This is a genomic window from Micromonospora purpureochromogenes (assembly GCF_900091515.1).
Classification (GTDB): Bacteria; Actinomycetota; Actinomycetes; order Mycobacteriales; family Micromonosporaceae; genus Micromonospora; species Micromonospora purpureochromogenes.
The window spans coordinates 487,937-513,892 of the sequence record NZ_LT607410.1 but is presented as its reverse complement, the minus strand read 5'-3'; the positions used below and the strand labels follow the sequence as shown (position 1 = coordinate 513,892).

Annotated in this window: 30 protein-coding genes and 1 pseudogene; 18 read left to right on the top strand and 13 right to left on the bottom strand. The window is 71.1% G+C overall.

What is annotated here, in order from left to right; genetic code table 11:
- Positions 1-5: 5 nt before the first annotated feature.
- Together GA0074696_RS02400 and GA0074696_RS02395 are read right to left on the bottom strand one after the other, a co-directional pair.
- Positions 6-398, bottom strand: coding sequence for a hypothetical protein (locus GA0074696_RS02400; RefSeq protein WP_157745768.1), 393 nt, complete (start codon positions 396-398; stop codon positions 6-8).
- Positions 399-819: 421 nt separating this feature from the next.
- Complete coding sequence (locus GA0074696_RS02395; RefSeq protein ID WP_172894136.1) at positions 820-1,932, bottom strand: ISAs1 family transposase; 1,113 nt, start codon at positions 1,930-1,932, stop codon at positions 820-822.
- An 850-nt stretch (positions 1,933-2,782) separates the two neighbouring features.
- Here GA0074696_RS02395 and GA0074696_RS02390 point away from each other — a divergent pair.
- Together GA0074696_RS02390 and GA0074696_RS02385 are read left to right on the top strand one after the other, a co-directional pair.
- Entirely contained in the window at positions 2,783-3,370 is a 588-nt protein-coding gene (locus GA0074696_RS02390) for a YcxB family protein (RefSeq protein ID WP_088959572.1), read from the top strand.
- A 241-nt stretch (positions 3,371-3,611) separates the two neighbouring features.
- Positions 3,612-5,249 carry a DUF885 domain-containing protein gene (locus tag GA0074696_RS02385; protein ID WP_088959571.1) on the top strand — a complete coding sequence of 546 codons (1,638 nt, stop codon included), beginning with the start codon at positions 3,612-3,614 and terminating at the stop codon, positions 5,247-5,249.
- Here the strand turns inward: GA0074696_RS02385 and GA0074696_RS02380 are convergent.
- A complete protein-coding gene (locus tag GA0074696_RS02380; RefSeq protein ID WP_088959570.1) occupies positions 5,246-5,782 on the bottom strand; it encodes an alpha/beta fold hydrolase in 537 nt (178 codons plus the stop codon). The two genes, GA0074696_RS02385 and GA0074696_RS02380, sit on opposite strands and share 4 nt — an antisense overlap.
- A 199-nt stretch (positions 5,783-5,981) precedes the next feature.
- Here GA0074696_RS02380 and GA0074696_RS31610 point away from each other — a divergent pair.
- The 5 genes and pseudogenes from GA0074696_RS31610 to GA0074696_RS02355 form a co-directional block, all read left to right on the top strand.
- Positions 5,982-6,244, top strand: a pseudogene (locus GA0074696_RS31610) (SAM-dependent methyltransferase); the annotation flags it as partial.
- Between the two features lie 60 nt (positions 6,245-6,304).
- Positions 6,305-7,192, top strand: a complete 888-nt coding sequence (locus tag GA0074696_RS02370; RefSeq protein ID WP_157745766.1) for a hypothetical protein — start codon at positions 6,305-6,307, stop codon at positions 7,190-7,192.
- 206 nt (positions 7,193-7,398) lie between these two features.
- Positions 7,399-7,953 carry an RNA polymerase sigma factor gene (locus GA0074696_RS02365; protein WP_088959568.1) on the top strand — a complete coding sequence of 185 codons (555 nt, stop codon included), beginning with the start codon at positions 7,399-7,401 and terminating at the stop codon, positions 7,951-7,953.
- Positions 7,953-8,969 (top strand): CU044_5270 family protein, encoded by a 1,017-nt coding sequence (locus GA0074696_RS02360; protein WP_088959567.1) that lies wholly within the window; start codon positions 7,953-7,955, stop codon positions 8,967-8,969. The genes GA0074696_RS02365 and GA0074696_RS02360 overlap by 1 nt, the downstream gene beginning before the upstream one ends.
- Positions 8,970-9,258: 289 nt before the next feature.
- A complete protein-coding gene (locus GA0074696_RS02355; protein ID WP_231925235.1) occupies positions 9,259-10,281 on the top strand; it encodes an FUSC family protein in 1,023 nt (340 codons plus the stop codon).
- 43 nt (positions 10,282-10,324) lie between these two features.
- Here the strand turns inward: GA0074696_RS02355 and GA0074696_RS02350 are convergent, their stop codons facing one another.
- Complete coding sequence (locus GA0074696_RS02350; RefSeq protein ID WP_157745764.1) at positions 10,325-11,101, bottom strand: nucleotidyltransferase domain-containing protein; 777 nt, start codon at positions 11,099-11,101, stop codon at positions 10,325-10,327.
- Positions 11,102-11,126: 25 nt separating this feature from the next.
- Here GA0074696_RS02350 and GA0074696_RS02345 point away from each other — a divergent pair, with 25 nt between their 5' ends.
- Together GA0074696_RS02345 and GA0074696_RS02340 are read left to right on the top strand one after the other, a co-directional pair.
- Complete coding sequence (locus tag GA0074696_RS02345) at positions 11,127-11,576, top strand: VOC family protein (protein WP_231925234.1); 450 nt, start codon at positions 11,127-11,129, stop codon at positions 11,574-11,576.
- Positions 11,577-11,589: 13 nt separating this feature from the next.
- On the top strand, positions 11,590-11,976 hold the full coding sequence (locus GA0074696_RS02340) for a VOC family protein (RefSeq protein WP_157745762.1): 387 nt from the start codon (positions 11,590-11,592) through the stop codon (positions 11,974-11,976).
- A 79-nt stretch (positions 11,977-12,055) separates the two neighbouring features.
- Here the strand turns inward: GA0074696_RS02340 and GA0074696_RS02335 are convergent, their stop codons facing one another.
- Positions 12,056-12,442, bottom strand: coding sequence for a VOC family protein (locus tag GA0074696_RS02335; RefSeq protein WP_088959563.1), 387 nt, complete (start codon positions 12,440-12,442; stop codon positions 12,056-12,058).
- Complete coding sequence (locus GA0074696_RS02330) at positions 12,439-12,801, bottom strand: DUF1801 domain-containing protein (RefSeq protein ID WP_088959562.1); 363 nt, start codon at positions 12,799-12,801, stop codon at positions 12,439-12,441. The genes GA0074696_RS02335 and GA0074696_RS02330 overlap by 4 nt, the downstream gene beginning before the upstream one ends.
- 119 nt (positions 12,802-12,920) lie before the next feature.
- Here GA0074696_RS02330 and GA0074696_RS02325 point away from each other — a divergent pair, with 119 nt between their 5' ends.
- Both GA0074696_RS02325 and GA0074696_RS02320 read left to right on the top strand, forming a co-directional pair.
- Entirely contained in the window at positions 12,921-13,808 is an 888-nt protein-coding gene (locus tag GA0074696_RS02325) for a LysR family transcriptional regulator (RefSeq protein WP_088959561.1), read from the top strand.
- A 17-nt stretch (positions 13,809-13,825) separates the two neighbouring features.
- Positions 13,826-14,389 carry an NUDIX hydrolase gene (locus GA0074696_RS02320; protein ID WP_231925233.1) on the top strand — a complete coding sequence of 188 codons (564 nt, stop codon included), beginning with the start codon at positions 13,826-13,828 and terminating at the stop codon, positions 14,387-14,389.
- Positions 14,390-14,397: 8 nt separating this feature from the next.
- Here GA0074696_RS02320 and GA0074696_RS02315 read toward each other — a convergent pair whose 3' ends face one another.
- Both GA0074696_RS02315 and GA0074696_RS02310 read right to left on the bottom strand, forming a co-directional pair.
- Entirely contained in the window at positions 14,398-15,501 is a 1,104-nt protein-coding gene (locus tag GA0074696_RS02315) for a cytochrome b family protein (protein WP_088959560.1), read from the bottom strand.
- Between the two features lie 103 nt (positions 15,502-15,604).
- Positions 15,605-15,925 carry a PadR family transcriptional regulator gene (locus tag GA0074696_RS02310; RefSeq protein WP_088964310.1) on the bottom strand — a complete coding sequence of 107 codons (321 nt, stop codon included), beginning with the start codon at positions 15,923-15,925 and terminating at the stop codon, positions 15,605-15,607.
- A 93-nt stretch (positions 15,926-16,018) separates the two neighbouring features.
- On the opposite strand from GA0074696_RS02310, the gene GA0074696_RS02305 reads away from it, so the two are divergent.
- Positions 16,019-16,900 (top strand): LLM class flavin-dependent oxidoreductase, encoded by an 882-nt coding sequence (locus GA0074696_RS02305; RefSeq protein WP_088964309.1) that lies wholly within the window; start codon positions 16,019-16,021, stop codon positions 16,898-16,900.
- Between the two features lie 10 nt (positions 16,901-16,910).
- Here the strand turns inward: GA0074696_RS02305 and GA0074696_RS02300 are convergent, their stop codons facing one another.
- Positions 16,911-17,342 (bottom strand): ASCH domain-containing protein, encoded by a 432-nt coding sequence (locus tag GA0074696_RS02300; RefSeq protein ID WP_088959559.1) that lies wholly within the window; start codon positions 17,340-17,342, stop codon positions 16,911-16,913.
- An 86-nt stretch (positions 17,343-17,428) separates the two neighbouring features.
- Here GA0074696_RS02300 and GA0074696_RS31605 point away from each other — a divergent pair, with 86 nt between their 5' ends.
- Positions 17,429-17,974 carry an alpha/beta fold hydrolase gene (locus GA0074696_RS31605; protein WP_088959558.1) on the top strand — a complete coding sequence of 182 codons (546 nt, stop codon included), beginning with the start codon at positions 17,429-17,431 and terminating at the stop codon, positions 17,972-17,974.
- On the opposite strand, the gene GA0074696_RS31600 is transcribed toward GA0074696_RS31605, so the two are convergent.
- Both GA0074696_RS31600 and GA0074696_RS02285 read right to left on the bottom strand, forming a co-directional pair.
- Positions 17,958-18,986, bottom strand: a complete 1,029-nt coding sequence (locus GA0074696_RS31600; protein WP_231925232.1) for a questin oxidase family protein — start codon at positions 18,984-18,986, stop codon at positions 17,958-17,960. The genes GA0074696_RS31605 and GA0074696_RS31600 overlap by 17 nt on opposite strands.
- Before the next feature lie 33 nt (positions 18,987-19,019).
- Positions 19,020-19,571 (bottom strand): phosphoribosyltransferase, encoded by a 552-nt coding sequence (locus tag GA0074696_RS02285; protein ID WP_088959557.1) that lies wholly within the window; start codon positions 19,569-19,571, stop codon positions 19,020-19,022.
- A 186-nt stretch (positions 19,572-19,757) separates the two neighbouring features.
- On the opposite strand from GA0074696_RS02285, the gene GA0074696_RS02280 reads away from it, so the two are divergent.
- From GA0074696_RS02280 to GA0074696_RS02265, 4 genes are all read left to right on the top strand, one after another.
- Positions 19,758-20,390, top strand: coding sequence for a septal ring lytic transglycosylase RlpA family protein (locus GA0074696_RS02280; protein ID WP_172894134.1), 633 nt, complete (start codon positions 19,758-19,760; stop codon positions 20,388-20,390).
- 88 nt (positions 20,391-20,478) lie between these two features.
- Positions 20,479-21,606: a PP2C family protein-serine/threonine phosphatase gene (locus tag GA0074696_RS02275; RefSeq protein ID WP_088959555.1), complete on the top strand. Its 1,128-nt coding sequence runs from the start codon at positions 20,479-20,481 to the stop codon at positions 21,604-21,606.
- A 161-nt stretch (positions 21,607-21,767) separates the two neighbouring features.
- A complete protein-coding gene (locus tag GA0074696_RS02270) occupies positions 21,768-23,624 on the top strand; it encodes an acyl-CoA dehydrogenase (RefSeq protein WP_088959554.1) in 1,857 nt (618 codons plus the stop codon).
- 288 nt (positions 23,625-23,912) lie between these two features.
- Entirely contained in the window at positions 23,913-24,182 is a 270-nt protein-coding gene (locus tag GA0074696_RS02265) for a DUF6458 family protein (protein WP_088959553.1), read from the top strand.
- A gap of 68 nt (positions 24,183-24,250) precedes the next feature.
- Here GA0074696_RS02265 and GA0074696_RS02260 read toward each other — a convergent pair whose 3' ends face one another.
- Positions 24,251-24,790, bottom strand: coding sequence for a SixA phosphatase family protein (locus GA0074696_RS02260; RefSeq protein WP_088959552.1), 540 nt, complete (start codon positions 24,788-24,790; stop codon positions 24,251-24,253).
- A 116-nt stretch (positions 24,791-24,906) separates the two neighbouring features.
- Here GA0074696_RS02260 and GA0074696_RS02255 point away from each other — a divergent pair, with 116 nt between their 5' ends.
- Entirely contained in the window at positions 24,907-25,197 is a 291-nt protein-coding gene (locus GA0074696_RS02255; RefSeq protein ID WP_088959551.1) for a DUF6458 family protein, read from the top strand.
- 70 nt (positions 25,198-25,267) lie between these two features.
- Here the strand turns inward: GA0074696_RS02255 and trhA are convergent, their stop codons facing one another.
- On the bottom strand, positions 25,268-25,945 hold the full coding sequence (gene trhA / locus GA0074696_RS02250) for a PAQR family membrane homeostasis protein TrhA (protein ID WP_088959550.1): 678 nt from the start codon (positions 25,943-25,945) through the stop codon (positions 25,268-25,270).
- Between the last annotated feature and the right edge of the window lie 11 nt (positions 25,946-25,956).

The following is a 25,956-nucleotide window of genomic DNA, read 5'->3' as shown; positions in this document are numbered from 1 at the left end:
AGGCCCTACGCGGCCAGCCTCGTGACCGCAAGGACGAACATGAAGAAGACAGGCCCGGCTACGAGCCCAGACAAGTACCCGATACCGAGCGCCCGTGTCTGCCGGAAGAACAACGATACAAGTGCGCTCACCAGCAGGAAGCCGCCGAGCGCTAAGCAGGCCAGCGCCCCGAGGGTATAGATGTTAAACCCGCTGTCCGGTGTCGCGGTGGCCGCGAACACCTCCACATACTGATGAATGAGTGCCAGCGGAGCAAACGACAGGACCATTCCAGGAACAGCCCCGATTAGGCTCGTCACCACCGCTGCCATGGTTCGGCGCGGAGGTGTCGGCACCGGTGCCTCCAGGTTCCCGGCTGTGCGCGCGAACCACGGCCAATGCTCGTCTGAGCCGGACATCGCAGAGCCTCCTGCGCGAACCGTACCAGTGACATGGCAGCCGAGGAGGGACGCGACGACCGATGCTGAGTGACTATCTGGGTGACCACGGGCGCGAGCAATGTCGGACGCCCGTGGACGCTGGTGGACCCTTTGGACAGGCGAGTCCAAGACTCAAGCAGCTCATCGACGGCTGGTGGTTCCTTCGGGACGAAGGGGTCAACCCCGTCAGCGGGGTGGTTGACCCCTCCGGAGTGAGCATCGGAAAGGCAAGACGTAGCCTCAGTGCATACGGGGAGCATCCATCGTCCCTGGTGGCACGACGCCTGCGGCGTAGGACGTCACGCCGACTACCCACAGCAGAATCAGTACCGCGATTCCACCCAACGCTCCCAAGCCAGCGCCGCGAAGTCTGGTGCGTAGCAGGGCCCCGGCAAAGTCGTCAGGTGATGCCGAGTAGGGCCAGTGGTCGGTTGCTGTCGCGGGCGTGGTGGCGGTTGCCGGCGGCGATGTTGGTGACGCCGGCCTGGCGTAGGGCGCCGATGGCGGCGTTGCGTAGGGCTGCCATGACCTGGGGTCCGGTGCCGGTACGGATCTGGGATCGGTCTTCGTCGTAGGTCACGTCGCGGACCCAGTGGACTCTGTTCTCGATCGACCAGTGACCGCGGATCCACGAGGCGAGCTGCGCCGGCCTGGCCTGGTGAACGAGCAGGTCGGTGATCGCGTAGACGGTCTCGGTGGTGAAGCGTTTCGGCTGGTCGAGCCGGCGTCGACGCCGTCGGATCTGCAACGCCTGGGCGGCGTGGGGAAAATCGATCCCGGTGGAGACGGACAGGATCTTCAGGGTGCGGATCTCCCGGCGGCCATGGCCGCGGCAGGTGTCACGGTCGGCGTCAGGCACGGCCCGCCAGGGCAGAGCGGCCAACTGGTGGTGCAGGCTGGGCTGGTTGCCCTTCACCGTGAGGATCCAGTGGGCGCCGCGCTCGGCGAGGTAGGCGACGTGCTCACGTTGGCAATGCAACGCGTCGGCGGTCACGACCACGCCGTGCAGGTCTGGGATCTGGTCGAGCAGGGGTGCGAAGCGGGTGATTTCGTTGGTCTTACCGTTGACGTCGGTGCTGGCCAGCACGACACCACTGGCCTGGTCGGCGGCGGCGAGGACGTGCCGGGCGGTCGTGTCGCCGGTGCGGGAACCGCGGATCGTCTTGCCATCCACGGCGATCGCCCTGCTCGACCCTGCCGGCGCTGCGGGAGTGCATCCGGCCAGCCAGGTCCCGATCACGACGGCGAGCACCTCGGGGTCCAGGGCCTGCAGCAGTCGGCGGATCATGGCCTCGGACGGCCGGCGGCTTGCGTCGATCCCGAGCAGGACGGCGGTATCGGCGGGCAGGTCAGCGACCCACTCCCCGATCGCCGTGTAGGAGCGGTAACCGGCCACGACCGCGCAGACCGCCGCGGCGACCACGGTCACCAGACGGTGCCGTACTCCACGGCGGGCGCGAGGATCGGGCAGATCCGCCAACGCCGTGAGCAGCCCACCCGCACCATCCTCCACAGAGGTCCCGGCCGGTGCGGTTGACAACGATGAGATCAGCGATGATGGCAACGCGGGCATGACTCACTTCAGATAGATCAACAGGCCTCGAGAACCTCGATGATCTTCCGGAGCGGTCATGCCCGCCTTGCTACCCACACCCAGGGCGCGTCTGCACCAACCACCTCAAGCCGGACACCCCTCACGACTTTGCCGGAGCCCTGGGTGCGTAGTAGACGCATTGCCACCACGACGGTGACAACCGCTGGACAGAAACCGACGAACGCCAGGGTGAAAAACCACTCTCCAACGTTGTCGTTTCCTACCGGCCCCCACCCGAGTCTCCACAGCAACAAGGCGTGGGGAAGCATGGCAACTAATGCCCCACAGGCGCGCGATACCCAATCGGAGCGCAGCAGGGGGATCTCCATGCGCTTCAACGTACGGCATGCTGCTGGGTCTCGTCCGCAGGCCGGCGGACGGGGTCGTGCCCGACGCGTGCCCGATGCAGCGGTCAATATTGGCCCGCACGGGAGCTCCGGCGGACGCAAGCTGAACGCTCCGTGCTCGCCCAGCAGGCCGCACGGCTACCCACGGTGTAGGTCAATCCGATTCCCAAGCTGACAGTGCGGGTTCGATTCCCGTCACCCGCTCCACGATCGAGGCCCTGGCCAGGACGCGAGTCCGAGTCAGGCCCTTCGATGTTCCGTAGCCCGTCGCAGCTCAGCTGTCGGATCACATCTACGTCTGCGGTCGCAGTTGCCGAATCCCGCTCTATCAGATCAGGGCGGCCCGCAAAGCGGGCCGCGCCGGCCCGGCCCCGGCCTGCTGGCGGCCTCCGGCCGGCTTCCGGTGAGTAGGCTTCTCCGTCATGCCCTCGGAGAACGTCACGACCGACCCCGTGCAGCTGCACTACACGCTCACCTCGGACGACCTGCTCGACGGCTTCGCGGCCCATAACCGCGGCATTCCGCGTCCCTGGTATCTGCGGTGGCTGAGCACTCTCCTGACGGTCGGCCTGCTCGCTGTCGTCTTCGTTTCCTCTGCGCTGTCTGGGAATGTGGCGGCAGGCACCGCTGTGATAGGTGGCGTCGTTGTGTTGGTCGTGGTGGTGCCCGTCGTCGTCGGGTTCAGCCTGCTGCTGCGCCGGCTTTTCGGCGGCTCCAGCTGGATCTACCGGCTCCAGGTTCGGCAGATCATGCGCGGCAATCCTGCGCTGTCCCAGCCCATGGAGGCCACGGTTACCGACACCGGGGTGCATCTCAGCAGCGCCGCCGGACAATCGACGACAAGTTGGGCTGCGTACCCGCTGCACGTCGAGACGGATCGGTCGTTCGTCCTGCTTGCATCGGAGCGGCGCGGTGGGGCAGTGCTCGTACTGCCGAAGCGGGGGCTTGATGCGACGGGCCTGGCACCGCTGCGGTCGTTGCTCGCTGCCCACTCCCGCCGGCTTTCCTGACCCTTGCGATGCACCGGGGTCTGGCCGGCGGTCGAGGCTGGGGGATCCACCGTTCCGCATAGTCGCCGAGCTGATCCGCGCCAGCTCAGGGTCAATCCGCTCACCCTGGTCACAGTCGGTCACAACTGAGGGACGGTGGCGGCGCACTCACATGCCGACGAGCGGAAGTTGCCAGCTGCTTTGAACTACATCGACGCAAGTCCCTACGCGCCAAGCAGGACAGGGCGCTAGCATCGCCTCCGTGATCGAGGACTTCGCCGGCCGGCTCCTGCGCGACGTGGCCCGCCTCGACCCATGCGCGGCAGTGGTCGAGGTCGGCGAGCAGGAGGTCGACGGGCTCACCGACTACAGTCCGGACGGCCACCAGGCCCGCGCCGATCTCGCCGCCTCCGCCCTGCGCGAGCTCGAGACCCTGCACGGGGCGCTGCCCGCGACGAGCCCGCTGCACGCTCACCTCGTCGAACGGCTGCGCGCCCGCATCGCCTTCCACGATGCCGGGGAGGACCTGCGCGAACTGCATGCGGCAGCCACCGGCCCGCTCCAGCTCATCCGCCAGTCCGTCGAGGCCGCGGTGCCCGGCCGCGACGCCGAGGGCGCAGCCTACGAGGATGGCTGGGCCCGTGTCGGCGCGCGCCAGGCCGCGATCCCCGCGGCCCTGGACGGGTATGCCCGCAGCCTCCTGCTCGCCGCCGAGCGCGGTCACCTGCCGGCGCGGCGCCAGGTGGAGCTCGTGACGCAGCGCTGCCGCAATTGGGTCGACGATGACATCGCCTTGGTGGAGCGTTACGGCGAGGGGCGGCAGCGGGCGTCGTTGCAGGCAGCGGCGCAGAGCGCGCGGGAGGCGTACCAGAGACTGGCCGCGATGCTGACCGCGGACCTGGCACCGCAGGCGCGCAGCGAGGAGGCTTTCGGGCCGCAGCGGTACGCACTCTGGGTGCGGACCTTCCTCGCTATCGAGCCGGAGTTGCGCGAGCTCTACGACTGGGGCTGGGACGAGTTCAGCGCGATCGAGGCGGAGCTGGGCGCGGAAGCGAAGGCCCTGGGCGGGAGTGTGCCCGAGGTGCTCGCCTGGCTCGACAGCCCCGACGCGCCAGGCACCCTGCATAGCCGGGCCGCGTTCGGTGCGTGGCTGCAGGAGCTGCTGGAGGCCACCACCGAGCAGCTGCACGGCGCGCACTTCGACATCCCCACGCCGCTGCGGCACATCGAGTCCCGGGTGACCATGTCGGCCGGCACCGGCTACACCGGGCCGTCGCAGGACCTGACGCGGCCAGGCCGTGTCTGGTGGTTCCTCCCCGAGGACCAGGCGAGCTTCCCCACCTGGTACGCCTACAGCACCGCGTACCACGAGGGCGTTCCCGGCCACCACCTCCAGATCGGCTACGAGGCCTGCCAGGGCGGCCTCGGGCAGCGGCTGAACCTGCTCGGCGGGCTCTCCGGCTGCCAGGAGGGCTGGGCCTTGTACGCCGAGCGGTTCATGGACGAGCTCGGGCTCTACGAGCAGCCGGGTGCACGATTGGGGTACCTGTTCATGCAGCTGCTGCGGGCGGCGCGGGTCGTGCTCGACATCGGCCTGCACCTGCGGCTGCCGGTGCCGTCCGGTGGCGGCGCATCGTGGACGCCGGATGCCGCGCTGCAGCTGCTGCGGGACCGCTGTCATCAAGGGCCGTACGCGTCCGTGGAGCTAGCGCGTTATCTGGGCAGGCCAGGGCAGGCGCTAACCTACAAGGTAGGTGAGCGGGTGTGGCTGGCAGGCCGCTCATCCTTCCGCGGCGACCGGCGAGCATTCCACCGTCGGGCGCTGGAACTTGGCTCGCTGGGACTGGACCAGCTGACGGGGGCGCTGACCGGATGCAGCGATGCGGGACCAGGTGACTAGCTCGGCCAGCCAATAGCGTCGAGGAACTCCTCCACGGCGACCACGACTTGACTGAGCACCGCGATCGATTCGGTGAGCGGGCCGGGTACGTACATACCGTGGTCCGCGCCTTCCACCTCCAGCACATGTGGCGACAGCCGGCGGGCGATGTCACCGTCCCACAGCTTGTCGGCAGTGCCACCCACGAGCAGGAACGGCGCGGTTGCGCGGCCCAACGCATCAGCCACCCACGGCAGGGTGAGCAAGGGCGTGAGCCACACGGCGGGCAAGGACCTTTCTGCGGCAATCGCTGCCGCGTTCGTGCCGAGCGACTTGCCGATCAGCAGTGGGCGACCGCTAATGGTGTCGATCAGTGGAACGATCTCACCGCCAACCCAGCTCTCGATTTCTGGCTGATCGGGCTTCGGAAACTCCTGTGACCACGAGTATCGATGTACCGTTGCGCCCCGCTGTTCCGCCACATCGCCGGCATACATCAGCAGGGGAGCGCCCGGTCCGAACCAGGCGCCGGGAATCACGACAGCGTCAGCCATGCGGACGACCTTACGTACCGGTCAAGACAGGTCCAGCGTGCAGTCCGTGTGCGACAGGGGCGGCATCGTCGGGCCATTCACGGGCCACAACGCGGTGTCAGCAGGGGGCACACCAGGCCAGGTGCGAACCATGACGACAAGGGAGACGCCGGTCCAAGGCCCAAGGTTGTTCAGTTCCCAAGCTGACAGTGCGGGTTCGATTCCCGTCGCCCCTCCAGCGCGAGGCCCCCAGCTCAGGACCGGTTTCCTGGCTGGGGGCGGCGTGTACGGGGCAACGAGAGCGCCGAGGGTCCCATCAGTGACGACCAGCACGAGCCGCAGCGCTTCTTCTCGTTTCGCACCGATGAGCAGCTGCTCGGCTTCGCCGCCGCGTCGTTCGACGTCGTGGACTTCCACCTCGTAGACGTCGGCGGCGGCTACCGGTTCCAATCGCTGACGCTGCGCCGCCCCGACCTCCAATAACGGAACACGGTCCCTGGTCTGGATGGTCTCCGACTCGCGGCCGCGGTGTACCTTCTGCCCGTGGTCACCCCCCAGGACATGCTGCCGTCGCTGACCCATCCGGTGCTGTGCCGGCATCCGGTCGACCTCCTCGGCCGCGCCCTGATGCGGGTCTCCAGCCGACGCCTCCCGCGAAACTCGGTCAGCTGGCTGATCGGCCCGAGCGCGGGGCGCGACATCGTCGGGCATGACTGGGTGGAGCGAACGGCCACCGATCTCGGCGGCTCGCTGAGCACGGGCCCCGACCACGGCCTGCTGACCTCATTCGCCGCGCTCGGCGGCGAGGGTTTCGATCCCGCCGACGTGGACCCACGGATCGCCGACTTCTACGAGCGCGCCTCCCGATGGCACCTGGATCTGTGGTCGGAGTGGTCCGCCGTTGCTTGGCCATTCGGCCGGATCATCACGGCCCTGCTCAGCGAACGGCTGCAGCAGGCCTGCCTGCCGATGCGACCGCTCGATGCGTCGTATGGCATGACCAGCAAGGTGGTTCACATCCACGACGCGCACGGCGAGGTCGTCGGCTCGGCCTGGCTCCGCAACATGCGCAAGACAGGCCACGTGACCTACAGCGGCTTTTATGGCGTCAGGACCCTTCCCGACAACGCGCAGCCCAGCGTTCGCGTCGTGTTTCCCTTGCCGCTGGGCTCGTTACAGGTATTCCTCAAGCCCTCCGCCGGCCCGGACGGCAGCTTCCATCTGCACTCCCCGATCGGAAGGTTCGGCGCCAACGGCGCATATCTCGTGCTGGAGCGGTATGACGAAACGCTCAGCGCACGCCGTATCCCGCTGAACGAACACTTCCACCTGTATGTCGACGAGGACGGTGACGTGCGGGCCGATCACCGCCTCAAGCTCTGGAACATCCCCGCGGTTCGCCTGCACTATCGGATGCGGCGCCAGCCCTGAAACGGCCGAGGCGGCGTCTGCCGCCCGGGCGGCGTCGTGAAAACCAAGGCTGAGGCTGTGGGAGCCCGTCGAGGGCCCGTTCCGGCGGAGGTTTTGCTTCCAGGGGAGTTGTTCGGCCCGCGAGGAATGTGGGTCGTTGGGGTAATCATCGGACCGGTGGTGACACAAGCCAGGGTGAGAGTCCATCAACCAGGCGGGAGTGTTGGATGGGTCCACCGGGAGAACGCGATGAGGATTGGTTCACCAGGGTCTACGCGGCCGACTACGGGCAGGTCGTCAAGTACGGCCAGCGTCGGCTTGCCGATCTGAACGCGGCGGCTGAACTCGCCCAGGAGGTGTTCGTCATCGCCTGGCGGCGCCGCCGCGAGGTTCCGGACCGCAGCCTGCCCTGGCTGTACGGGGTGGCTCGGCGCCTGCTCGCGAACGAATGGCGAGCTCGGAGAGCTTCGCCGGACGTACTACCGATTACCGACGCCGGCCTTTTGCAGAAGCCGGGATCGTCCGGCGCCGACGCGACCGTGGGCGTAGCCGATGTCCACGCCGCTCTGACCACCCTCGGCGACCTCGATCAGGAAATCCTCCGGCTGGTCGGCTGGGAGGAGTTGACGGTTTCCGAGGCCGCTCAGGTCCTCGGCTGTACCCGCACCACCGCCGCGGTGCGCTTGCACCGCGCCCGTAGACGCCTCAGCGACGCGATGTCGTACCGATCTGGATCACCGGCGCAGCAGCCGGTACTGGCTAGTCCTCGAAAGGCTCTGTGATGTTCGGAGAAGAGCGAACGCGTACCCTCCTCAAGCCGATCGACCCGGCCCGGCACAGCACCATCGCACCGCCCCGGCTGTCGGCACACGACCTGATCAACCGCGCAGCGGCAATCACCGAGCCGGTCGCCCATCGCCGTCGAGCACGCCCGACCCGCAGACTGGTGCTGACGGCCGGGACACTGGCCGCCGCGATCGGCGCCGCAGCAATCGCCCAGACGATCGGTACGTCCAGCCCGGACACCTCGGAGACCGCCGGTCCGCCCGGGGCGGATCCGGGGGTGGTGCTCGTGCCGGTGGCGTACGGCTCTGCCGCCCGTGAGGCGGGGAGCCAGCTGCGCGCGTTGGCGAGCAGGCTCGCCGACGCGGAGTACGACAACCGCACCGGCCGGTACATGTACCACCACACGAAGACGTGGGGCGACCCGGTGATGACGTCCGCCGACGGTCGCCACCAGGTCGCCTTCGCGGACGAGACCAAGGTCTGGCAGGCGGCCGACGGGACCGGTGAGCAGGTCACGAGCCAGCTTGAGCCGCAGTATCCGGACCAGGAGTCCCGGGACTACTGGCAGCGCAACCTCAAGCCCAAGGCTGCGGCACCCGCCGCAGCCGGGCCCGCCGGCGTGCCGCTGCCACCGTTGGATCTCGCGCCGCTGCCGTCGGAACGGACCCGGTTGACGGAGCTGCTCAAGGCCAGGTTCGGGGCCGGCGCGGTCAGCAAGGAGGTCAGCACGGTGTACGGGCGGTACGTCGTCCCGCGTCGGACCCGCGTCGAGATCTTGCGGGTCCTCGCCGACGTACCTGGGTTCCGGTGGCGGGGACAGGTGACCGATCGGGCCGGCCGGAAGGGTGTAGCCATCACCTTCGACGACCGCGACCACAACGCCCAGTCCCTGCTGATCTTCGACTCCTACACAGGGGAACTGCTCGCCCACGAGCGGCTGACCCTCTCGCCGGTACGGATCAGCGCGTACCAGGTGATCCTCGAAACTGCCTGGACCGATCGACTCAACTGAACTGCCGCGCCGGGGCCGAGGTGTAGCGCGGACCGGGGCCACCCCGTAGAAGCGACGGTCGAGGCAGGCCATCCACAGGCCATGCGCCTCGGCGACGTGGTGGTTCCCGCGTCGACGACGCGACAGATCGCCGATCTTCGCCACCCGACCTCCGCCGACGTACGACGATGTCGGAGAGCCGATGGGTTCGCGGAGGTGGGATGTGCGGGGCCCGGTTCGGGGTACGCCTCGGGAGACGGTGCGGCGAAGCGGCCGCGAGACGTACGACCGACTTCGCACGTACCTGATCGTGGCGGCGCAGGCCGGCCTGGCGGCCGGCCTGGCGTGGTTCGTCGCGGACAGTGTCCTGGACAACGAGCAGCCGTTGTTCGCACCCGCCGTGGCGATCGGCGTGATAGCGGGAGCCATCGGTAAACGGGTCAGGCGATCGGGTGAACTCATCGCCGGGGTGGTGGTGGGGGCTCTCGTCGGGCACTGGCTGATCCGGCTCACCGGAACAGGGCCGGCGCGAACCGGTCTGGTCGTGGCGCTGGCCATCTCGGTGGCGGTCCTGTTCCGGGGCGGCGGCGCCGCCATGGCGCAGGCAGGAAGCACGGCCGTACTGCTGGGACTGGTGACAGGGGGACCGGATCTGGCGGTGCCGAGAACGACGAGCGCTCTGGTCGGTGGCGTCGCCGCACTCGCCGTGGCACTGCTGATCCTGCCGCTCAACCCGCTGCGTGTCGTGCGCCGCGCGGCCGGTCCCACGGCCGATCTGTTCGCCGGTCAACTCACCGCCGCGGCGCGGGCGCTGGCCGGCCGTGACCTCACGCGGGCCGATGAAGCCCTCCGCGCCTTCACCGCAGGCAAGGCACGAAGACAACAGACGGCGGAGATGATTGGCGCAGCGCAGGAGGTCGCCATCCTCTCACCCTGGCGCAGGCGACGGTTGGGCATGATTCGCCGGTATCAGTACGCTGTCGAACACTTCGACAACGTCTACACCAGCGGCCGCGAGATGATGCGGTGGATCGTGACGACCATCCGCCAAGGCGAGTCGGTGCCGGCCAGCCTCCCAGCCGCGATCGAGCACCTCGGCGCGGCGCTCAGGCTGCTGCATCGTGACTTCCTCGCCGGACGGGAGCCGGAGCCGACGCGCGCCCGAGCACTGCAGGCGATCGAGGAAGCCGACGAGGCATGCGCCGAAGGCCTGGAGTTCTCCGGGAACGCCGTCGTGGCACAGCTGCGCGCCGCCGTCAGCGAGCTGCTGCAGGCGTCCGGACTGCCGGAGGCCGAGGCCGACGAGCAGGCAGGTCTGACCAGGCACGGCTGAGCAGAGCTGCCTCGGGCGGCGCTCTGCGCGCGGCGGGAGTGTCTCAGTGTCCGAAGCGACGCCAGGCGTCGTCGGCCACCGCGTCGACGCTGTTGCCTGCGGTGACAACGTCTGTGGCGGTGAACCGTTCCGCTTCGCCCGCGCGCCAGCGGACCGCTCGGTGCGCGAGATCGGCGTACTCGGGGAACAACTGCGCGAGGTACGCGCCTGCGGCGGCCTTCGAGATGATGTCACCGTGGGCCAGCGTGTAATGCAACCGCGCAGGTCCGAGCACGAACCAGGGGACGATCCTGCCGTCCACCGCCGTGTCGGGGGCCACGCCGGCCACCTCTGACGGGAAGGTCGCCACCGTCGACTGCCAGTAGTCACGCAGGTTGTCGAGGTTGTAGCGGCGCAACTGCTCCGGATCGACTCGTACCCCCAGCTCTGCGACGGCCGGGCCGCGGACCGGGATGCCGTACCGCTGCAAGGTCAGCCACAGCACCGGCGTGAGCTCGCCGCAGGGCTTGTCGGTCGTGAACTCGCCGTTGACCAGGAACGGCACGGGCCGCCGGTCGGTCGGCCAGGACCGCGCCAGCGTGGGCTCGAGGTAGACCCCGTCGAAGTGGGGTGACCGAGGCATCTCAGCGTGGATCTTCGCGAGCTGGGCCAGGTCCTCGGCGGTCGCCGGGCGCGATGTCATGATCACCGTGTCGACGTCGCTGGCGCCGGGCTGCCAGGCGCCGAGCGCGGCGGACCCGACGACGTAGAGCTGTCGCACGTAGCCGGGCAGTGCCTGATCGACCGCTCGGAGATATCTGCGCGTCAGCTCCTCGATCACCGGAGTGACCGTAGCAGCCGGCAGAATGGCGGCGGAGGTGATCGATATGGTCGACCGGGAAAGCGTGCCCAGGCTGTGTTCAGTGGTTCTCGACTGCACTGACGCCAGGTCCCTCGCGGAGTTCTACCGATCTCTGTTGGGCCTCGTCTACCGGCCTGGTGACGAGCCGCCGCAAGCGGGGCACGCGGATGAGCGTGGACGCGACTGGCTCGTGCTGAGGAATCCCGACGGCGGTCCCCAGCTGGCCTTCCAGCAGGTCGACGAGCTGCCGGAATCGACCTGGCCGGAGAACCGGGTGCCGCAGCAGCTGCACCTCGACCTGACCGTGGCGTCGGTCGAGGAGTTGCAGGTGCAGCACGAGCGCGTCATGCGCCTCGGTGGTCGGCTGCTGTACGACCGCAGCGACGACCCCGACGAGCCGCTCCGCGTCTACGCCGATCTGGCCGGTCACCCGTTCTGCATCTTCGTCGGCTAGTCAAAGGAAGGCGGTGTCGGTGTTCCGCACCCCGCAGATTGTTCTCTTCAGCGCCGACGTCCCGCGCGCCGTGGCGTTCTACACGCGGCTGGGCTTCACCGAGACCTTCCGGGTGCCGACCGACGGCGAGCCGATCCACGTCGACCTGACGCTCGACGGCTACCGGATCGGTATCGCGTCGGTCCGCTCCATCCAGGACGACCATGGTCTCGATCCGGTGCCCGATGGGCAGCGGGCCGCCGTGATCCTCTGGACCGACGACACCGCCGCCGCCTGGTCCCGGCTCATCGCCGACGGCGCTCCCGCCCTCGCCGCGCCGCACCCCTGGCTCGACCGCCTCCTGATCGCCTGGACCGCCGACCCGGACGGCAACCCGATCCAGATCGTCCAGCACCGCTGAGGCGATGCACCGGCCCGGCCGACGTGCCGGGGGCCGGGCGCGGCTCAGGCCGCGCCCGTCACCACCCCACGGGCGTTGATCAATCGTGCGGGTACCAGCGCAGCTCGACGACGTTGCCGTCCGGGTCGCGGACGTACAGCGAGGTGGCCGAGCCCTGGGCGCCGAACCGGCCCACCGGCCCCTCCACCACGTCGAAGGCACCGGCGGCGATCACCTCGTGCCAGTCGAGCGGCGCGACCACCAGACAGAAGTGGTCGACGTTCGCCGAGCCCCGCCGACCGTGGACCAGGTCGATGATGGTTCCGGCGTCGACGCGCACCGAGGGGAAGGGCACCGTGCCGGCCCGCCACTCGTCGACGCGTACCGGGGCCAGGCCGAGCGGTCCGCAGTAGAACGCCAAGGCGCGCTCGACGTCGGCGACGGTGAGCACCAGATGGTCGAAGCCGGTCACCCGTACGGTGGTCACGCCGCCTCCCGGGCGTACGCCTGGCGCAGCCAGTCGCCGAACAGCGCCGGGTCGACCTCGTCGGCGGCCCGCAGCTTCACCGACGCCATCGACCGGGCGCCCGGCAGCAGCCGGCCCGACGGGTCGTCGACCTGCTGGCCGTGCCAGAGCCCGAAGGTCAGGTACGACGGGTACGCCTTGACCAGGCAGACCGGGTCCGGTCCCGGCCGGTCCCCGCGACCCCAGACCGGGTGGCCGTGCCAGATGGCGCCGGTGGCGCCGGGCAGCGCCGCCTCTATGACCGGCCGCAGCCTCGCGGCGACCTCCCGCAGTGGCTCGTCGAGCCCGGCGAGGTATTCGGTGACGGTGGTCGTACTCATTGCGCGCTCCTCGGCGTAGCGATTTCCCTGCCGGCTTCCAGCCTGGTCGGAGCGGGGAACGCGACCAAGCCGCGATCGGACTACGATCGTTGAACCGGATTCAACGATGGGAGCCGGGGTTGCTGGAGCGGCACGAGGTTGAGACCTTCCTGACCCTCGCCGAGGAGCTGCACTTCGGGCGGACCGCCGAGCGGTTGCGGGTCACCACCGGGCGGATCAGCCACGTGGTGAAGAAGCTGGAACGGCGGATCGGCGCGCCGCTCTTCGAGCGCACCAGCCGGGTCGTCCGCCTCACCCCGATCGGCCACCGGCTCGCCGACGACCTGCGACCCTTGGTCGCCGGGATGGAGGACGCCGTACGGCGGGCCGTCGAGGCCGGGCGTGGCGTCACCGGCGAGCTGCGGGTCGCCTTCCTCGGCGAGTGGACGGCGCCGGTGCTGCTCCGCGCGGTCAACCTGTTCCGCGAGCGGCACCCCGACTGCGAGGTGCACGTCCACGAGGCCCAGCTGGCGAACTCCCGGTCCAGCCTGGTGGACGGCTCGATCGACGTGCTCATCGCCGCGTACCCGTTCGACGACATGGCCAACGGCCCGGCGCTGCTGTCGGAGGGCCGGGTGCTGGCGGTGGCGGCCGGGCATCCGCTGGCCGGCGCGGAGTCCGTCTCCCTGGAGGTGCTCGCCGACCACCCGGTGGTGCAGTACCCGGCGGTGACCTCGGCGGAGTTCAAACGTGACCGCACCCCGGACCGCACGCCGTCCGGACGCCCGGTGCCGACAGGACCGGTCGGCAACACATTTTCGGAGATGCTCTCGCTGGTCGCGATGGGCCGTGGCGTGCTGCCGGTCGGCGAGCACACCCGGCGGTACTACCCGCGCCCGGACGTCGCCTACGTGCCGATCCACGACGCGCCGCCCATCCGGCGGGGCCCGGTCTGGCGGGAGACCAACACCACCGAGCGGGTACGCGAGTTCGTCCGGGCCGCGGCGGACACCGCGGGCCGAGGGTGACTGGCAGGATACCCGCCATGCGGGTGCTGGACGAGATCCGGGCGCTGGTCGAGTCGATCGCACCGCTCGACGAGCTGGAGGCGGCGCACCGGGCGCAGTGCCTGGACTGGCTGGCGGCGACCGACGACGTCTTCCGGCGGGCGAAGCCCCGCACCCCGTCGCCGCACCTCGTCGCGTACTTCCTGCTGCGCGACGCCACCGACGGCGGCGTCCTGCTGGTCGACCACCGCAACGCCGGGCGGTGGCTACCCACCGGCGGCCACGTGGAGCCCGGCGAACATCCGGCGCAGACCGTACGCCGGGAGGTGGTCGAGGAGCTGGGTGTGCCGGCGGTCTTTGCGCCGGAGCCCGGTGAACGTCCGCTCTTCCTCACCGTCACGCCGACGGTCGGCCCGCCCGAGGACCGGCACGTCGACGTGAGCCTCTGGTACGTGCTGGCGGGCCGTCGGGACCAGCCGCTCACGCCCGACCCGGGGGAGTTCCGGGCCGTCCGGTGGTGGACACCCGCCGAGGTGGCCGCGGCGGACCCGGCCACCCTCGATCCGCACCTGCCCCGGATGATGATCAAACTGGCGGGCTGACCAAAGACTCAGCCGCCAACGAGGGTCCGCACCCGGTCGGCGTCCCGCCCGGGCAGGGTGGCCAGGGCGATCCCGAGCAGCGCGCTCACCGATCCGACCAGGAAGAACAGCGAGAAGGTCGGCTGGCCCAGCCACTCCCAGAGCGGGTGCCACTGTGGGTGCGGCTCGGCCCGGTGGTGGTTCACCAGCGCCGGCACGGACACCAGGACCGGCACCCACCAGAGGAAGAGCGTCGCCCCGAGGAGGACCTTCACCACCGCTCGGGCCGGGTGGGGCGTCTCGGTGCGCCGGCTCGCCCAGCCGAAGACCAGCCAGCCGGCCAGCGCGCCGAGCAGCCCGCCGGCGACCGCGGCCGGGAGGACCAGCGGCGGCGTGGTGCGGCGCAGGGCGATCGACAGGTACGGGGACTCGGGCTCCGGCCGCGAGTTGACCGTGACGGTGAGGAGGGTGTCCCCGCGGCTGGCGTCGAGGGTGGTGTAGGTGACCGGCACGAAGGAGCCGCAGAGCTTGTCGGCGCAGTTGTCGAAGGTCTCCGCCGCCGACTGGTCGAGGTGCCAGCCGGCTTCCCCGAGCCGACGCTGGGCGACCGCGACCGTCTGCTCGGGCGGGGCGGGTGGCGGGCCGGCGGCCCACGCGTCGGTGGCGGTCTGCTGGTACTCCCCGCCGTCGCCGAGGAGCAGGTTGTCCAGCGCTTGCAGGGTCAGCGGCTGGGTGTAGTACCCGAAGAACGTCGACGGGGTGGTGATCTCGTCCGGTGTGCGGTCGGGCAGCACGGTCCGGAAGACGGCACCGGTCTCGGCGCGGCCCGACAGCGGTCGGGCGGTCTCCCAGGCGACCCGGGCGGACAGTGCCGCGCTGAAGAGCCCGCAGACGACCGCGGCCAGCGCCGCCCAGGCGACGACCGTGCTGCTGGCCGGTCGACCGAGCCGGCAGCGCATCCCGTTCCGGATCAGGTCGACGGCCTCCCGCGCCCGTGGCCTGGTGCGTCCGGGCGGTGCGGTGTCGAGCAGCAGGGCGACCAGTTCGTCGCCGCGCTCCCGCCGGTAGGCGCGTGGATAGCAGCGCAGCAGGCGGCGGTAGCGGCGCGCGAGCGGGTCGCCGGTCGATGCCATGGCCTTCCCTCCGGGGGCTCGGTCTCGCCTCGGGTGGTGCGGGGTGCGGTCCCGCCGACTGGCGGGACGGGGAATGGTGCCGCGCGGTTCGGGTGGTGGCGGTTCAGGCGGTGCCGGGGCGGAACGCGCGCAGCCGGGCCTCGGCGGCGGTGGCGAGCTGGCGCAGCCGGCTGGCCTCGGCGCCGAGGGCGGCGTGCCCGTCGGAGGTGAGTCGGAAGTAACGGCGCCGCCGACCGTCCACGGTCTCCTCCCGGTCGGGCTCCACCAGGCCCTCGGCGGTGAGCCGGTCCAGCGCGGTGTAGAGGGTGCCGGGGAGCAGGGTCACCCGCTGCTCGGAGAGGACGGCGACGTCCTGGACGATGCCGTAGCCGTGCCGTGGACCGCCGGCGAGCGCGGTGAGGATCAGGAAGGTCGGTTCACGCATCGCCGCCATGCGCCGGATCATATACAGATGATCGATGTATGAACAGACCCGGGTCGGGTGGCCCGGGCCGGGTCGGCCCGTACCCTGGCGATCATGCGGATTGGCATCGTGATCCTTCCCGACCAGCGCTGGTCGGAGTCGCAGCGCCGCTGGCGCCAGGCGGACGAGTGGGGCTTCGACCACGCCTGGACGTACGACCACCTGGGCTGGCGCGACCTCGTTGACGGCCCCTGGTTCGACTCCATGGCCACCCTGACCGCCGCCGCGACGGTGACCTCCCGGATCCGGCTCGGCACCCTGGTCGCCTCGCCCAACTTCCGGCACCCGGCGGCCTTCGCCCGGCAGGTCACCGCCCTCGACGACGTGTCGGCCGGCCGGGTGCTGCTCGGGCTCGGGGCGGGCGGCATCGGGTTCGACTCGGCGGTGCTGGGCGGCGAGACCCTGCCGCCCCGGCAGCGGGTGGACCGCTTCGGCGAGTTCACCGAGCTGCTCGACCTGGTGCTGCGGGAGGACGGCGTCACCTGGCGGGGTGACTGGTTCGCCGCGGTGGACGCGCGCAACAACCCGGGCTGTGTGCAACAGCCCCGGGTGCCGTTCGTGGTGGCCGCGAACGGTCCCCGGTCGATGCGGCTGGTGGCCCGCTTCGGGCAGGGCTGGGTCACCACCGGCACCGGCGAGGACGACCTGACGAGCTGGTGGGACGGGGTCGGGCAGCTCTGCGCCCGGCTGGACCAGACGCTGGACGCCGCCGGTCGGGACCCGGCCACAGTGGACCGCTACCTGTCGCTGGACTCGGCGCCGGCCTTCTCACTGAGCAGCGCCGACTTCTTCGCCGAGCAGGTGGCCCGGGCGGCGGCGCTCGGCTTCACCGACGTCATCACGCACTGGCCCCGGGCCAGCAGCTGGTACGCCGGCGACGAGGCGGTGCTGGTGGACGTCGCCACCCGCCTCCTGCCCGAGCTGCGCACCGCCTGACCCGGCCCCCTCAGGTGCTGAGGTCTCCGGTGGCGACGCCGCCGTCCCCGGCGGAGACCAGCCGGATGCGCAGGCAGGCGATCTCGGTGTCGTCGGTGACCGGGGTGCCGACGCGCGCCCAGTAGGCGGCGTGCCCCGCCCGCCACTCCTCGATCGAGCGGTCGCCCTCGCCCTCGGCGCGGGCGAAGTCCCACGGAACGTCGGCGAAGCGGACCACCTCGACGCCGGTGATTTCGACGACCCCGGCGAGGGCGTCGACGCCGTCCACCAGGACGAGCCGTTCGCCGACGTGCTCCAGCTCCTCGCCCTCCTCGGCGTACTCGGTGAGCAGGGCGGCGGTCGCCGTCTTCACCCCGGCCAGCACCAGGGTGTTGAGGTTGGTCCGCAGCTGCCCCGGGGTGCCGAGGGCGAGCGTGCGCAGTCCACCGATCCGAGGCCACATGCTGCCGACGTTACCCAGCGCCGATTTCCCGTCGTGGGGAATCGGCATCGGCGGCTACGGTGAGGGCCGGCGGAAGGAGATCGACCATGGCGGATCGGCGCGCGGTGCTCATCCCCGGCCGGGGCTACGACACCCGTTACCCGCTCTTCGCGTACACCGGCGAGGCGCTGCGGCGGACGGGCTTCGACGTCCACGAGATCACCTGGGCGGCGCCGGAGCGCTTCGCGCCTGACCGGGACGGCCCGGCCGCCGCCGTCGGGTGGGTCGTCGGGCAGGTCGAGCAGGCGCTGGGCGAGCGGACCGACCTGCTGGTCGGCAAGTCGCTCGGGTCGCTGGCCGCCCCGCTCGCCGCCGACCGGGGACTCGCCGCCGTCTGGCTGACCCCGCTGCTGCACCGGCCCGAGGTGGTCGAGGCGCTGGCCCGGGCCACCGCGCCGGTCCTGCTGGTCGGCGGCACCGCCGACCCCTCCTGGGACGGTGCCGTGGCGCGCCGGCTCACCCCGCACGTGCTGGAGGTCCCCGACGCCCACCACGGGATGCTGGTGCCCGGTCCGCTGGCCCGCTCGGCGGAGGTGCTGGGCCGGGTCTGCACCGCCGTGGAGGAGTTCGTTCAGATCAGCTGGCCGGCGTAGCCGGCGGCGGCGAGCACCCGCTCGTCGCCCGGTCCCCGCGTGCGCGTCCAGCACGGCGTCGGCCAGCTTGACCACGTGCGCGTCGCCGTGCCGGGCGGCCCGGGCGAACACCTCCGCCGGGGTGCCGGGCGTGACGACCGGGATGGCCGTGCCGCGCGGCGGGGCGTACACCGCGGTCACCGCTGCAGTGGCCGACCACGCCGCGGTGAGGCTCGGCGCCCAGAGCGCCGGATCGAGCGCCGGCAGGGTCCGCAGCACCGCCGTGGGCGCGGTCACCGCGTGCACCAGCATCACCGGGTTCTCGTGCCCGTACCGCAGGTAGTCCAGCGCCGCCCGGTGCACCAGCGCGGCCAGCCCCCGCTCCACGTCGGCGGGCGTCCGCGCCGGGCGCGGCGCCGCCACCGCCCTGTCCCACCCGGGTACGCCCGACAGCCGCGCCAGCCGTTGCCGGATGCCGCCGGTGCGATCGTCGATCCGGCGGCACCGAGGCCAGCGCGGTGGCCACCTCGGGACCGTCGGGGCGGGACGCCGCGTCGAGGCGCAGGCCCGGCACCGGCTGCCAGCGGGCCGCCCAGTAGCCGAGAGCCTGGCCCAGCTCGGCCACCCGGTCGGGGCTGGAACCGTCCTCGCGCAGCGCCCGGACGGCGTGGCCGACCCGGATGACGCCGTGGGTCGCGCCGGCCGCGATGCCGGGCAGCAGCCGTGGCCACCAGGTGCCCAGCCCCTCGCGCCAGGGGCGCTCGCGCAACTCCCGGTCGAAGTGGGCCAGCCAGTCGCCGGCGGGTTTCGGGTCACCGAGGGCCTCCCGCCAGTCCTCGATCGGCCCCCGGCCGCGCGGCAGTTCGTCGAGCCGGCGCAGGTAGTCGTCCAGCCAGCGGTGCACGCTCCGGTCGTGGCCGTGCCGCACCAGCGCCTCGACCGCCATCGGTCCGTGGTTGGAGAGCCAGCCCTCGAACTCGGGGCCGGTGCGGTGCAGCCGTCGGTACGCCTCGTCCAGGATGCCGTGGGCCATGCGCCGATCGTCTGACCTGAAGCGCGCTTCAGGTCAAGCGGGCAGTTGGGCGGCGTCGAGCAGCCCGTGCAGGCGGAGTTCCCGGCTCACCTCGGGCGGGCAGTCCCGCACCAGGGCCGAGGCGCCGAGCCAGGTGGCGCCCCGCACGGCGCAGATCTCCCGGATCGCCCGCAGCTGCGCCCCGGTGGCGACCCAGTCGTCCACCGCCAGCACCCGGTCGTCCGGGCCGAGCCGCCGGTCCATCACGGCCAGGTCCACCTGGCGGCCGCGGAAGTCGGGATCGCTCCGGGACCAGGTCAGCGGCCCGGCCGGCAGTCGCCCGTCGCCCGCCTTGTGTGCCGGCGCGAAGCCCACCCCGAGGGCGGTGGCGGCGAGCGGGCCGAGCATCAGCCCGGTGACGGCCGGGGCCACCACCACGGTCGGCCGGGCGTCCCGGAACGGCGCGGCCAGGGCCGGCCCGAGCCCGGCCAGCACCTGCGGGTCGCGCCACCAGCCGGAGATGTCGCTGACCAGGTGACTGCTGCCCGGCCCCGGATCGACCCAGCGGAACAGCTCGGTCAGACGCCGGCGCAGCTCATCGGCCATCCGTCCATCCTCACCCATCGTCGCCATGCCGAGCGGCGCTGGCCCGTCCGGCCCCCGCGACGTCGGATGATCGGCTACACGTATCCCTGCAATTCCGGCCATACCACCATGATCACGTTGACGTCGGAAGTGCTTCTCTCGTTACGGTCCGACCCGGTTTGTTCAGCTGACGAAAGGACCGGTCCGGTGGCTGGTAGGCACTCCCGTACCCGCATGTTCTCCTCGCCGGCCGGCATCGCCGCCACCGCCGCCGTGGGTGTCGTGCTCGCCGTCGGCGGCACCGTGGGCGCCGTGCAACTGACCTCGGGCGAGGCGGCGGCCCCCGTCGTCGCCGACACCGTGCCGGCCGCGGTCAGCCCCAGCGCCACCAGTTCGCCGAGCGCCACCGCGTCCCCCACCGCCAGCCCGTCGCCGACCGTCACGGCCAGCCCGCAGGCCACCCGGTCCGCCCAGGCGGCCTCCCGGTCCAGGACCCGCACCGCCACGCCGAAGCCGAGCGCGACGACGACGAAGGCCGCTCCGAAGAGCACCGTGGTGGACAGCGGCTCGTGCGGCGCGTCCTTCTACGACGAGGGCCAGATGACGGCCAACGGCGAGACCTTCAACCCGGACGCGCTGACCGCCGCGCACAAGACGCTGCCCTTCAACACCCGGGTCCGGGTCACCAACCCGGACAACGGCAGGTCGGTGACCGTCCGCATCAACGACCGTGGCCCGTTCATCGAGGGACGCTGCCTCGACCTGTCCCGCGCCGCCTTCGAGGCCATCGCTTCCGTGAGCCTGGGCGAACTGACGGTGAAGTACGAGGTCCTCGGCTGACGGCGATCGGCTCGCCGTGACCGTCCGGCCGGTCGGAACACCCTCAGTCGAGGGGTCAGGTTCATTCACCGGTTCACGTCCATCAGGCATGCTGTCCCTCGTACGCACGCATGCCTTCCAGTCGGGCCGTGGCCCGCTGAGTCCCGGATCCCGCGCCGGCGTCGGCGCGGCCCTCGGTCTGCTCACGATCATCTCGGCGGTGGAGCTGGCCGACGGCCGGGCGGCGCACTACGTGGCCCTGATGATGGCCGCCCCCATCCTGGCCGCCGCGTTCGCCTCCTGGCGGGTGGTGCTCGGGATCGGCCTGGTCGCCGCGGTGCTCGGGGCCAGTTTCGCGCTGACCGAACCCACCCCCTCGCTGGTCACCGCCGTCGACCTCGCCGGGATCGCCTTCGCCAGCGGGGTCGCGGCGGCGGTGGCGGCGCTGCGGCAGCGGCAGGGCGAGCAGATCGCCGAGTTGTCGAAGCTGGCGTCGGTCGCCCAGCAGGCGGTGCTGCGACCGCTCGGGCCGCAGGTGGGCACCCTCGCGGTGGCCGCCCGGTACATCTCGTCGACGGCTACCGCCGAGATCGGCGGCGACCTCTACGAGGCCATCGACACCCCGTACGGCGTCCGCATGATCATCGGGGACGTCCGGGGCAAGGGGCTGGACGCGGTCCGGCTGGCGAGCATCGTGCTGGGCTCGTACCGGCACGTCGCGTACGAGCGGGCCGACCTGCGCGCGGTGGTGGCCGACCTGGACCGGGCGGTGGCCCGCAACGTGGGCGACGAGGACTTCGTCACGGCGGCCGTGGTCGAGGAGCGGGGCGGCACGCTGACCATCGTCAACTGCGGCCACCCGTCACCGCTGCTGCTGCGCCGGGGCGCGGTGATCCCGCTGGAGCCGCCGGCGCCCGCCCCGCCGCTGGGGTTCATGCCGGTGGTGCGCCCCCGGGTGGAACGGCTGGAGCCCGGCGACCGGTTGCTGCTCTTCACCGACGGGCTCGGTGAGGCCCGGCGCGACGGTGAGTTCTTCCCGACCGCCGACCGGGCCTGGCGGCTGCTCGGGCACGGCACGGTCGGCGACGGCCTCGCCTCGCTGGAGACCGCGCTGGTGGAGTGGGTGCACGGGCGGCTGGACGACGACATCGCCCTGGTCCTGATGGAGTACACCGGCCCGCCCACCGGGGCGACCGTACCCGTGCCGAGCTGGGAGGTCGGCGCGGCGGAGGCGTGAGCCGCCCCGCCCTTCGCCGCCCTGCCGCGCGGCGAACGAGAGCCGAACCGCAGGTGTGTAATCGCTGTCACTTCCCTGATCGGCTTGTCGCTGGCTACCGGTGAGTAATACAGTCGGGGTTACTGATCGGTAACACCTGTCCGGAAGCGGGGCCAGCGAGCATGACCCACTACAAGAGCAACCTTCGGGACCTCGAGTTCAATCTGTTCGAGGTCTTCGGGGCGGACCGGACGTTCGGCCAGGAGCCGTACTCGGACCTGGACGTCGACACCGCCCGCAGCTTCCTCTCCGAGGTCGACCGCCTGGCCCGCGAGGACCTCGCGGCCAGCTACACGGACAGCGACCGCAACCCGCCGGTCTTCGACCCGGCCACGCACACCGCGCCGCTGCCGGAGTCGTTCAAGAAGTCGTACCAGGCGTTCATGGACTCCGAGTTCTGGCGGCTGGACCTCCCCGACTCCCTCGGCGGCACCAACGCCCCGCGGGCGCTCTGGTGGTCCCTCGCCGAGCTGGTGCTCGGCTCCAACGCCCCGGTCTGGATGTACGCCTCCGGCCCGTCCTTCGCGCACGTGCTGCACGTCGAGGGCACCGAGCAGCAGAAGAAGTGGGCGCGGCTCTTCATCGACAAGCAGTGGGGCTCCACCATGGTGCTCACCGAGCCGGACGCCGGCTCGGACGTGGGCGCCGGCCGGACCCGCGCTGTCCAGCAGCCGGACGGCACGTGGCACATCGAGGGCGTCAAGCGCTTCATCACCTCCGGTGAGCACGACCTGAGCGACAACATCGTCCACTACGTGCTGGCCCGTCCGGTCGGCGTCGAGGGCGTCGGCGGCCCGGGCACCAAGGGCCTGTCGCTCTTCGTGGTGCCGAAGTACCACTTCGACGAGAACACCGGCGAGCTGGGCGAGCGCAACGGCGTCTTCGCCACCAACGTCGAGCACAAGATGGGCCTGAAGGTCTCCAACACCTGCGAGGTGACCTTCGGTGAGCACGGCGTGCCGGCGAAGGGTTGGCTGCTGGGTGAGAAGCACGACGGCATCCGGCAGATGTTCATGATCATCGAGTACGCCCGGATGATGGTCGGCACCAAGGCGATCGCCACCCTCTCCACCGGCTACCTGAACGCCCTGGAGTACGCCAAGAACCGGGTGCAGGGCGCCGATCTGATCCAGCAGGCCGACAAGACCGCCCCGCGGGTGACCATCACCCACCACCCGGACGTGCGCCGCTCGCTGCTGCTGCAGAAGTCGTACGCCGAGGGCCTGCGCGCGCTGGTCTGCTACACCGCCAGCTGGCAGGACAAGATCGCCATCGCCGAGGCGGCCGGCGACGAGAAGGCCACCAAGCTGGCCAAGCGGGTCAACGACCTGCTCCTCCCGCTGGTCAAGGGCGTCGGCTCGGAGCGCGCGTACGAGCTGCTGGGTCACGAGTCGCTGCAGACCTTCGGCGGCTCCGGCTTCCTCCAGGACTACCCGCTGGAGCAGTACGTCCGCGACGCCAAGATCGACACCCTGTACGAGGGCACCACCGCGATCCAGAGCCTCGACCTGATCTTCCGGAAGATCGTCCGGGACAACGGCAAGGCCCTGATGGCGGTCGCCGGCGAGATTCAGGAGTTCATCGCCACCGAGGGCGGCAACGGTCAGCTCAAGGAGGAGCGGCAGGCGCTGGGCAAGGCGCTCGCCGAGATCCAGACCATGCTCGGCGTGATGACCGGCTGGCTCGGCGAGGCGCAGGGCGGCGACACCCGCAGCCTCTACAAGGTCGGCCTGAGCAGCCGCCGCTTCCTGCTGGCCATCGGTGACCTGGTCGTCGCCTGGCTGCTGCAGAAGCAGGCGGACGTGGCCCTGCGCGCCCTGGCCGGCGAGGTCTCCGCCGCCGACAAGGCGTTCTACACCGGCAAGGTGGCCGCCGCCCGGTTCTTCGCCCGCGAGGTGCTGCCCCGCATCGGCTCCGACCGGCGGATCATCGAGGGCGCCGACCTGGAGATCATGGACCTCCCGGAGGAGGCGTTCTGATCCCCTCCGGGCCGATCAGCCCGGTTCGACCCTGACGGCGGCGGCCGGCGAGCACCTGCTCGCCGGCCGCCGCCATCTCCTTCCCCCCACCCCGAAACCCGCGCACTTTCGGAGAAAGCGGGGCTATTCCGCCTCGGATAGCCACGCTTTCTCCGAAAGTGCGCTCAGGGATGGGCGGGGGGTGGGATTGGCGGGGGTGGGGTTGGTAGGCGGGGCGGTAGGCGGGTAACCGTCGCGGACCACGTCAGGGCACGCCCAGAAGCCACCGCACGGGGGAGTGCAGCGCACATGGGCATTGGTAGCGGAATCTTTCTCATCGCGCTGGGCGCGATCATGGCCTTCGCCATCCGGGCCAACGTCTGGTGGATCGACCTGCGCGCGGTCGGCTGGGTCTTCATCCTGGCCGGGCTGGCCGTACTGCTCACCACGCTCTGGTTCTGGCAGGACCGGCGCAAGCGGGCACGCACGCTGATCGTGGAGGAGAACCGCCTCTCCCATCCGACCGCGATGATGCCGCCGCCGCCCGACCCGCCGCCGCCCACCGCGCCGCCGTCCTGACCGGCCGCCCGCGCTGTCGTCCACGCGCTGTCTGCCCCCGGAGGTGCGGTCCGGGGAGACGTACCGGCTCAGCCGCGGGCGGTGTGGCGGTTCACGATCGCCGCGCCGCCCGGTGCCAGGTCCGCCCAGGGCGTCGCGGTCCGGTGCACCACCAGGTCGGTGGTCCGCAGCCCCTCGGGGTCCGCCCGTTCCGGGTCGAGCAGCGCCGACAGCAGCGAGATGCCGGGATTGTGGGCGATCAGCAGGACCGTCCGGGCCGTCGGTTCGGCCGCCCGGACCAGGGCGAGCAGCTCCTGCGGCGGCGCCTCGTACGCGGTCGGCTCGTAGCGCACCACGGGTGACGACCCCGCCGGTCCGCCTTCCGGCGGGGACCCCGTCATGCCCATCGCCACGTCGTGCCAGGTCTGCCGGGTGCGTCGGGACGACGAACAGAGCACCACCTCGGGCAGCAGGCCGTGCCGGGCCAGCCAGGCTCCGGCGGCGGCCGAATCGGCGTGCCCGCGCGCGGTCAGGCGGCGTTCGACGTCCGGTGCGTCCCCGGCGGGTAGTTCCGCCTTGGCGTGCCGGAGCAGCACCAGGGTCCGTTCCTCGGCGTGGGCGTCCGTCATGCGCCCAGCTTGCCTGATTGGCGATCGGGGCGCCTGGGTATGTCGATGTGTGCCGCACGCTCACCGATGGCCGCGGCGGTCGGATACGCCAGTGGACATGCCAAGGAGGCGACATCATGGGCATCGGTGCCAGCATCTTCCTCATCGCGCTGGGCGCGATCTTCGCGTTCGCCATCGACGCGAACCTGGGATGGCTCAACCTGAACGTCGTCGGCTGGGTGCTGATGCTCGCCGGCGTCGCCGGGCTGCTCACCACCCTCTACTTCTGGAACACCCGCCGCCGCACCGTGGTGGCCACCCCGGTGCGCGAGGACCGGGTGGTGGCCGACCGGGTCGTGCCGGTGCAGGATGACCGGGTGGTGCGGGAGGAGTACCGCGAGGTGCGCCGCCCCGGCTACCCGACCTGATCCCCGCGCGCAGACGTCGGGGCCCCGCAACGGTGTGGGGCCCCGCATTCTGTCCGGCTGGTGCCCGGGCTCAGGCGAAGAGCGCGAAGTAGATGGCGATGTGGTGGCAGAGCGCCGCGAGCAGGGTGCAGGCGTGGAAGAACTCGTGGTGGCCGAAGACGGTGGGCCACGGGTTGGGCCGGCGCAGGGCGTAGAAGATCGCGCCGACGCTGTAGATCGCGCCGCCGACGGCGAGCAGGACCAGCGCGGTCACCCCGCCCTCGTGCAGGATCTGCGGCAGCATCGCCACCGAGACCCAGCCGAGCGCCAGGTAGAGCGGCGCGGACACCCAGCGGGGCGCGTGCGGCCAGACCAGCTTCAGCGCCACGCCGGCCAGCGCCCCGCCCCAGACCACGCTGAGCATGATGGTGGCCATCCGGCGGTCGAGCAGCAGCGCGCAGAACGGCGTGTAGGTGCCGGCGATGAACACGAAGATCATCGAATGGTCCAGCCGGCGCATGATCTGGTAGCCCCGCTCGGACCACACCCGCCGGTGGTAGAGGGCGCTGGTGCCGAAGAGCCCGCAGACGGTGAGGCTGTAGATCAGGCAGCTCACCAGGGGGGCCCAGCCCGGCCGGGTGGCCGCGATCGCGCACAGGACGATGCCGCAGACGAGCGCGACGAAGAAGGCGTAGGTGTGCAGCCAGCCGCGCATCCGGGGCTTCCCGATGTCGACCGGCTTGAGCCGGAGCGGTGCGGAGGTGGTCACGGATACAGGTT

Excerpts from the sequence above, each read along its gene's own strand:
- GA0074696_RS02400 (WP_157745768.1), bottom strand. The coding sequence starts at position 398 with ATGTCCGGCTCAGACGAGCATTGGCCGTGGTTCGCGCGCACAGCCGGG.
- GA0074696_RS02390 (WP_088959572.1), top strand. The coding sequence starts at position 2,783 with ATGCCCTCGGAGAACGTCACGACCGACCCCGTGCAGCTGCACTACACG.
- GA0074696_RS02380 (WP_088959570.1), bottom strand. The coding sequence starts at position 5,782 with ATGGCTGACGCTGTCGTGATTCCCGGCGCCTGGTTCGGACCGGGCGCT.
- GA0074696_RS02365 (WP_088959568.1), top strand. The coding sequence starts at position 7,399 with ATGGGTCCACCGGGAGAACGCGATGAGGATTGGTTCACCAGGGTCTAC.
- GA0074696_RS02360 (WP_088959567.1), top strand. The coding sequence starts at position 7,953 with ATGTTCGGAGAAGAGCGAACGCGTACCCTCCTCAAGCCGATCGACCCG.
- GA0074696_RS02345 (WP_231925234.1), top strand. The coding sequence starts at position 11,127 with ATGGCGGCGGAGGTGATCGATATGGTCGACCGGGAAAGCGTGCCCAGG.
- GA0074696_RS02330 (WP_088959562.1), bottom strand. The coding sequence starts at position 12,801 with ATGAGTACGACCACCGTCACCGAATACCTCGCCGGGCTCGACGAGCCA.
- GA0074696_RS02320 (WP_231925233.1), top strand. The coding sequence starts at position 13,826 with ATGCGGGTGCTGGACGAGATCCGGGCGCTGGTCGAGTCGATCGCACCG.
- GA0074696_RS02315 (WP_088959560.1), bottom strand. The coding sequence starts at position 15,501 with ATGGCATCGACCGGCGACCCGCTCGCGCGCCGCTACCGCCGCCTGCTG.
- GA0074696_RS02310 (WP_088964310.1), bottom strand. The coding sequence starts at position 15,925 with ATGCGTGAACCGACCTTCCTGATCCTCACCGCGCTCGCCGGCGGTCCA.
- GA0074696_RS02305 (WP_088964309.1), top strand. The coding sequence starts at position 16,019 with ATGCGGATTGGCATCGTGATCCTTCCCGACCAGCGCTGGTCGGAGTCG.
- GA0074696_RS02300 (WP_088959559.1), bottom strand. The coding sequence starts at position 17,342 with ATGTGGCCTCGGATCGGTGGACTGCGCACGCTCGCCCTCGGCACCCCG.
- GA0074696_RS31605 (WP_088959558.1), top strand. The coding sequence starts at position 17,429 with ATGGCGGATCGGCGCGCGGTGCTCATCCCCGGCCGGGGCTACGACACC.
- GA0074696_RS31600 (WP_231925232.1), bottom strand. The coding sequence starts at position 18,986 with ATGGCCCACGGCATCCTGGACGAGGCGTACCGACGGCTGCACCGCACC.
- GA0074696_RS02285 (WP_088959557.1), bottom strand. The coding sequence starts at position 19,571 with ATGGCCGATGAGCTGCGCCGGCGTCTGACCGAGCTGTTCCGCTGGGTC.
- GA0074696_RS02275 (WP_088959555.1), top strand. The coding sequence starts at position 20,479 with ATGCTGTCCCTCGTACGCACGCATGCCTTCCAGTCGGGCCGTGGCCCG.
- GA0074696_RS02270 (WP_088959554.1), top strand. The coding sequence starts at position 21,768 with ATGACCCACTACAAGAGCAACCTTCGGGACCTCGAGTTCAATCTGTTC.
- GA0074696_RS02265 (WP_088959553.1), top strand. The coding sequence starts at position 23,913 with ATGGGCATTGGTAGCGGAATCTTTCTCATCGCGCTGGGCGCGATCATG.
- GA0074696_RS02260 (WP_088959552.1), bottom strand. The coding sequence starts at position 24,790 with ATGACGGACGCCCACGCCGAGGAACGGACCCTGGTGCTGCTCCGGCAC.
- GA0074696_RS02255 (WP_088959551.1), top strand. The coding sequence starts at position 24,907 with ATGGGCATCGGTGCCAGCATCTTCCTCATCGCGCTGGGCGCGATCTTC.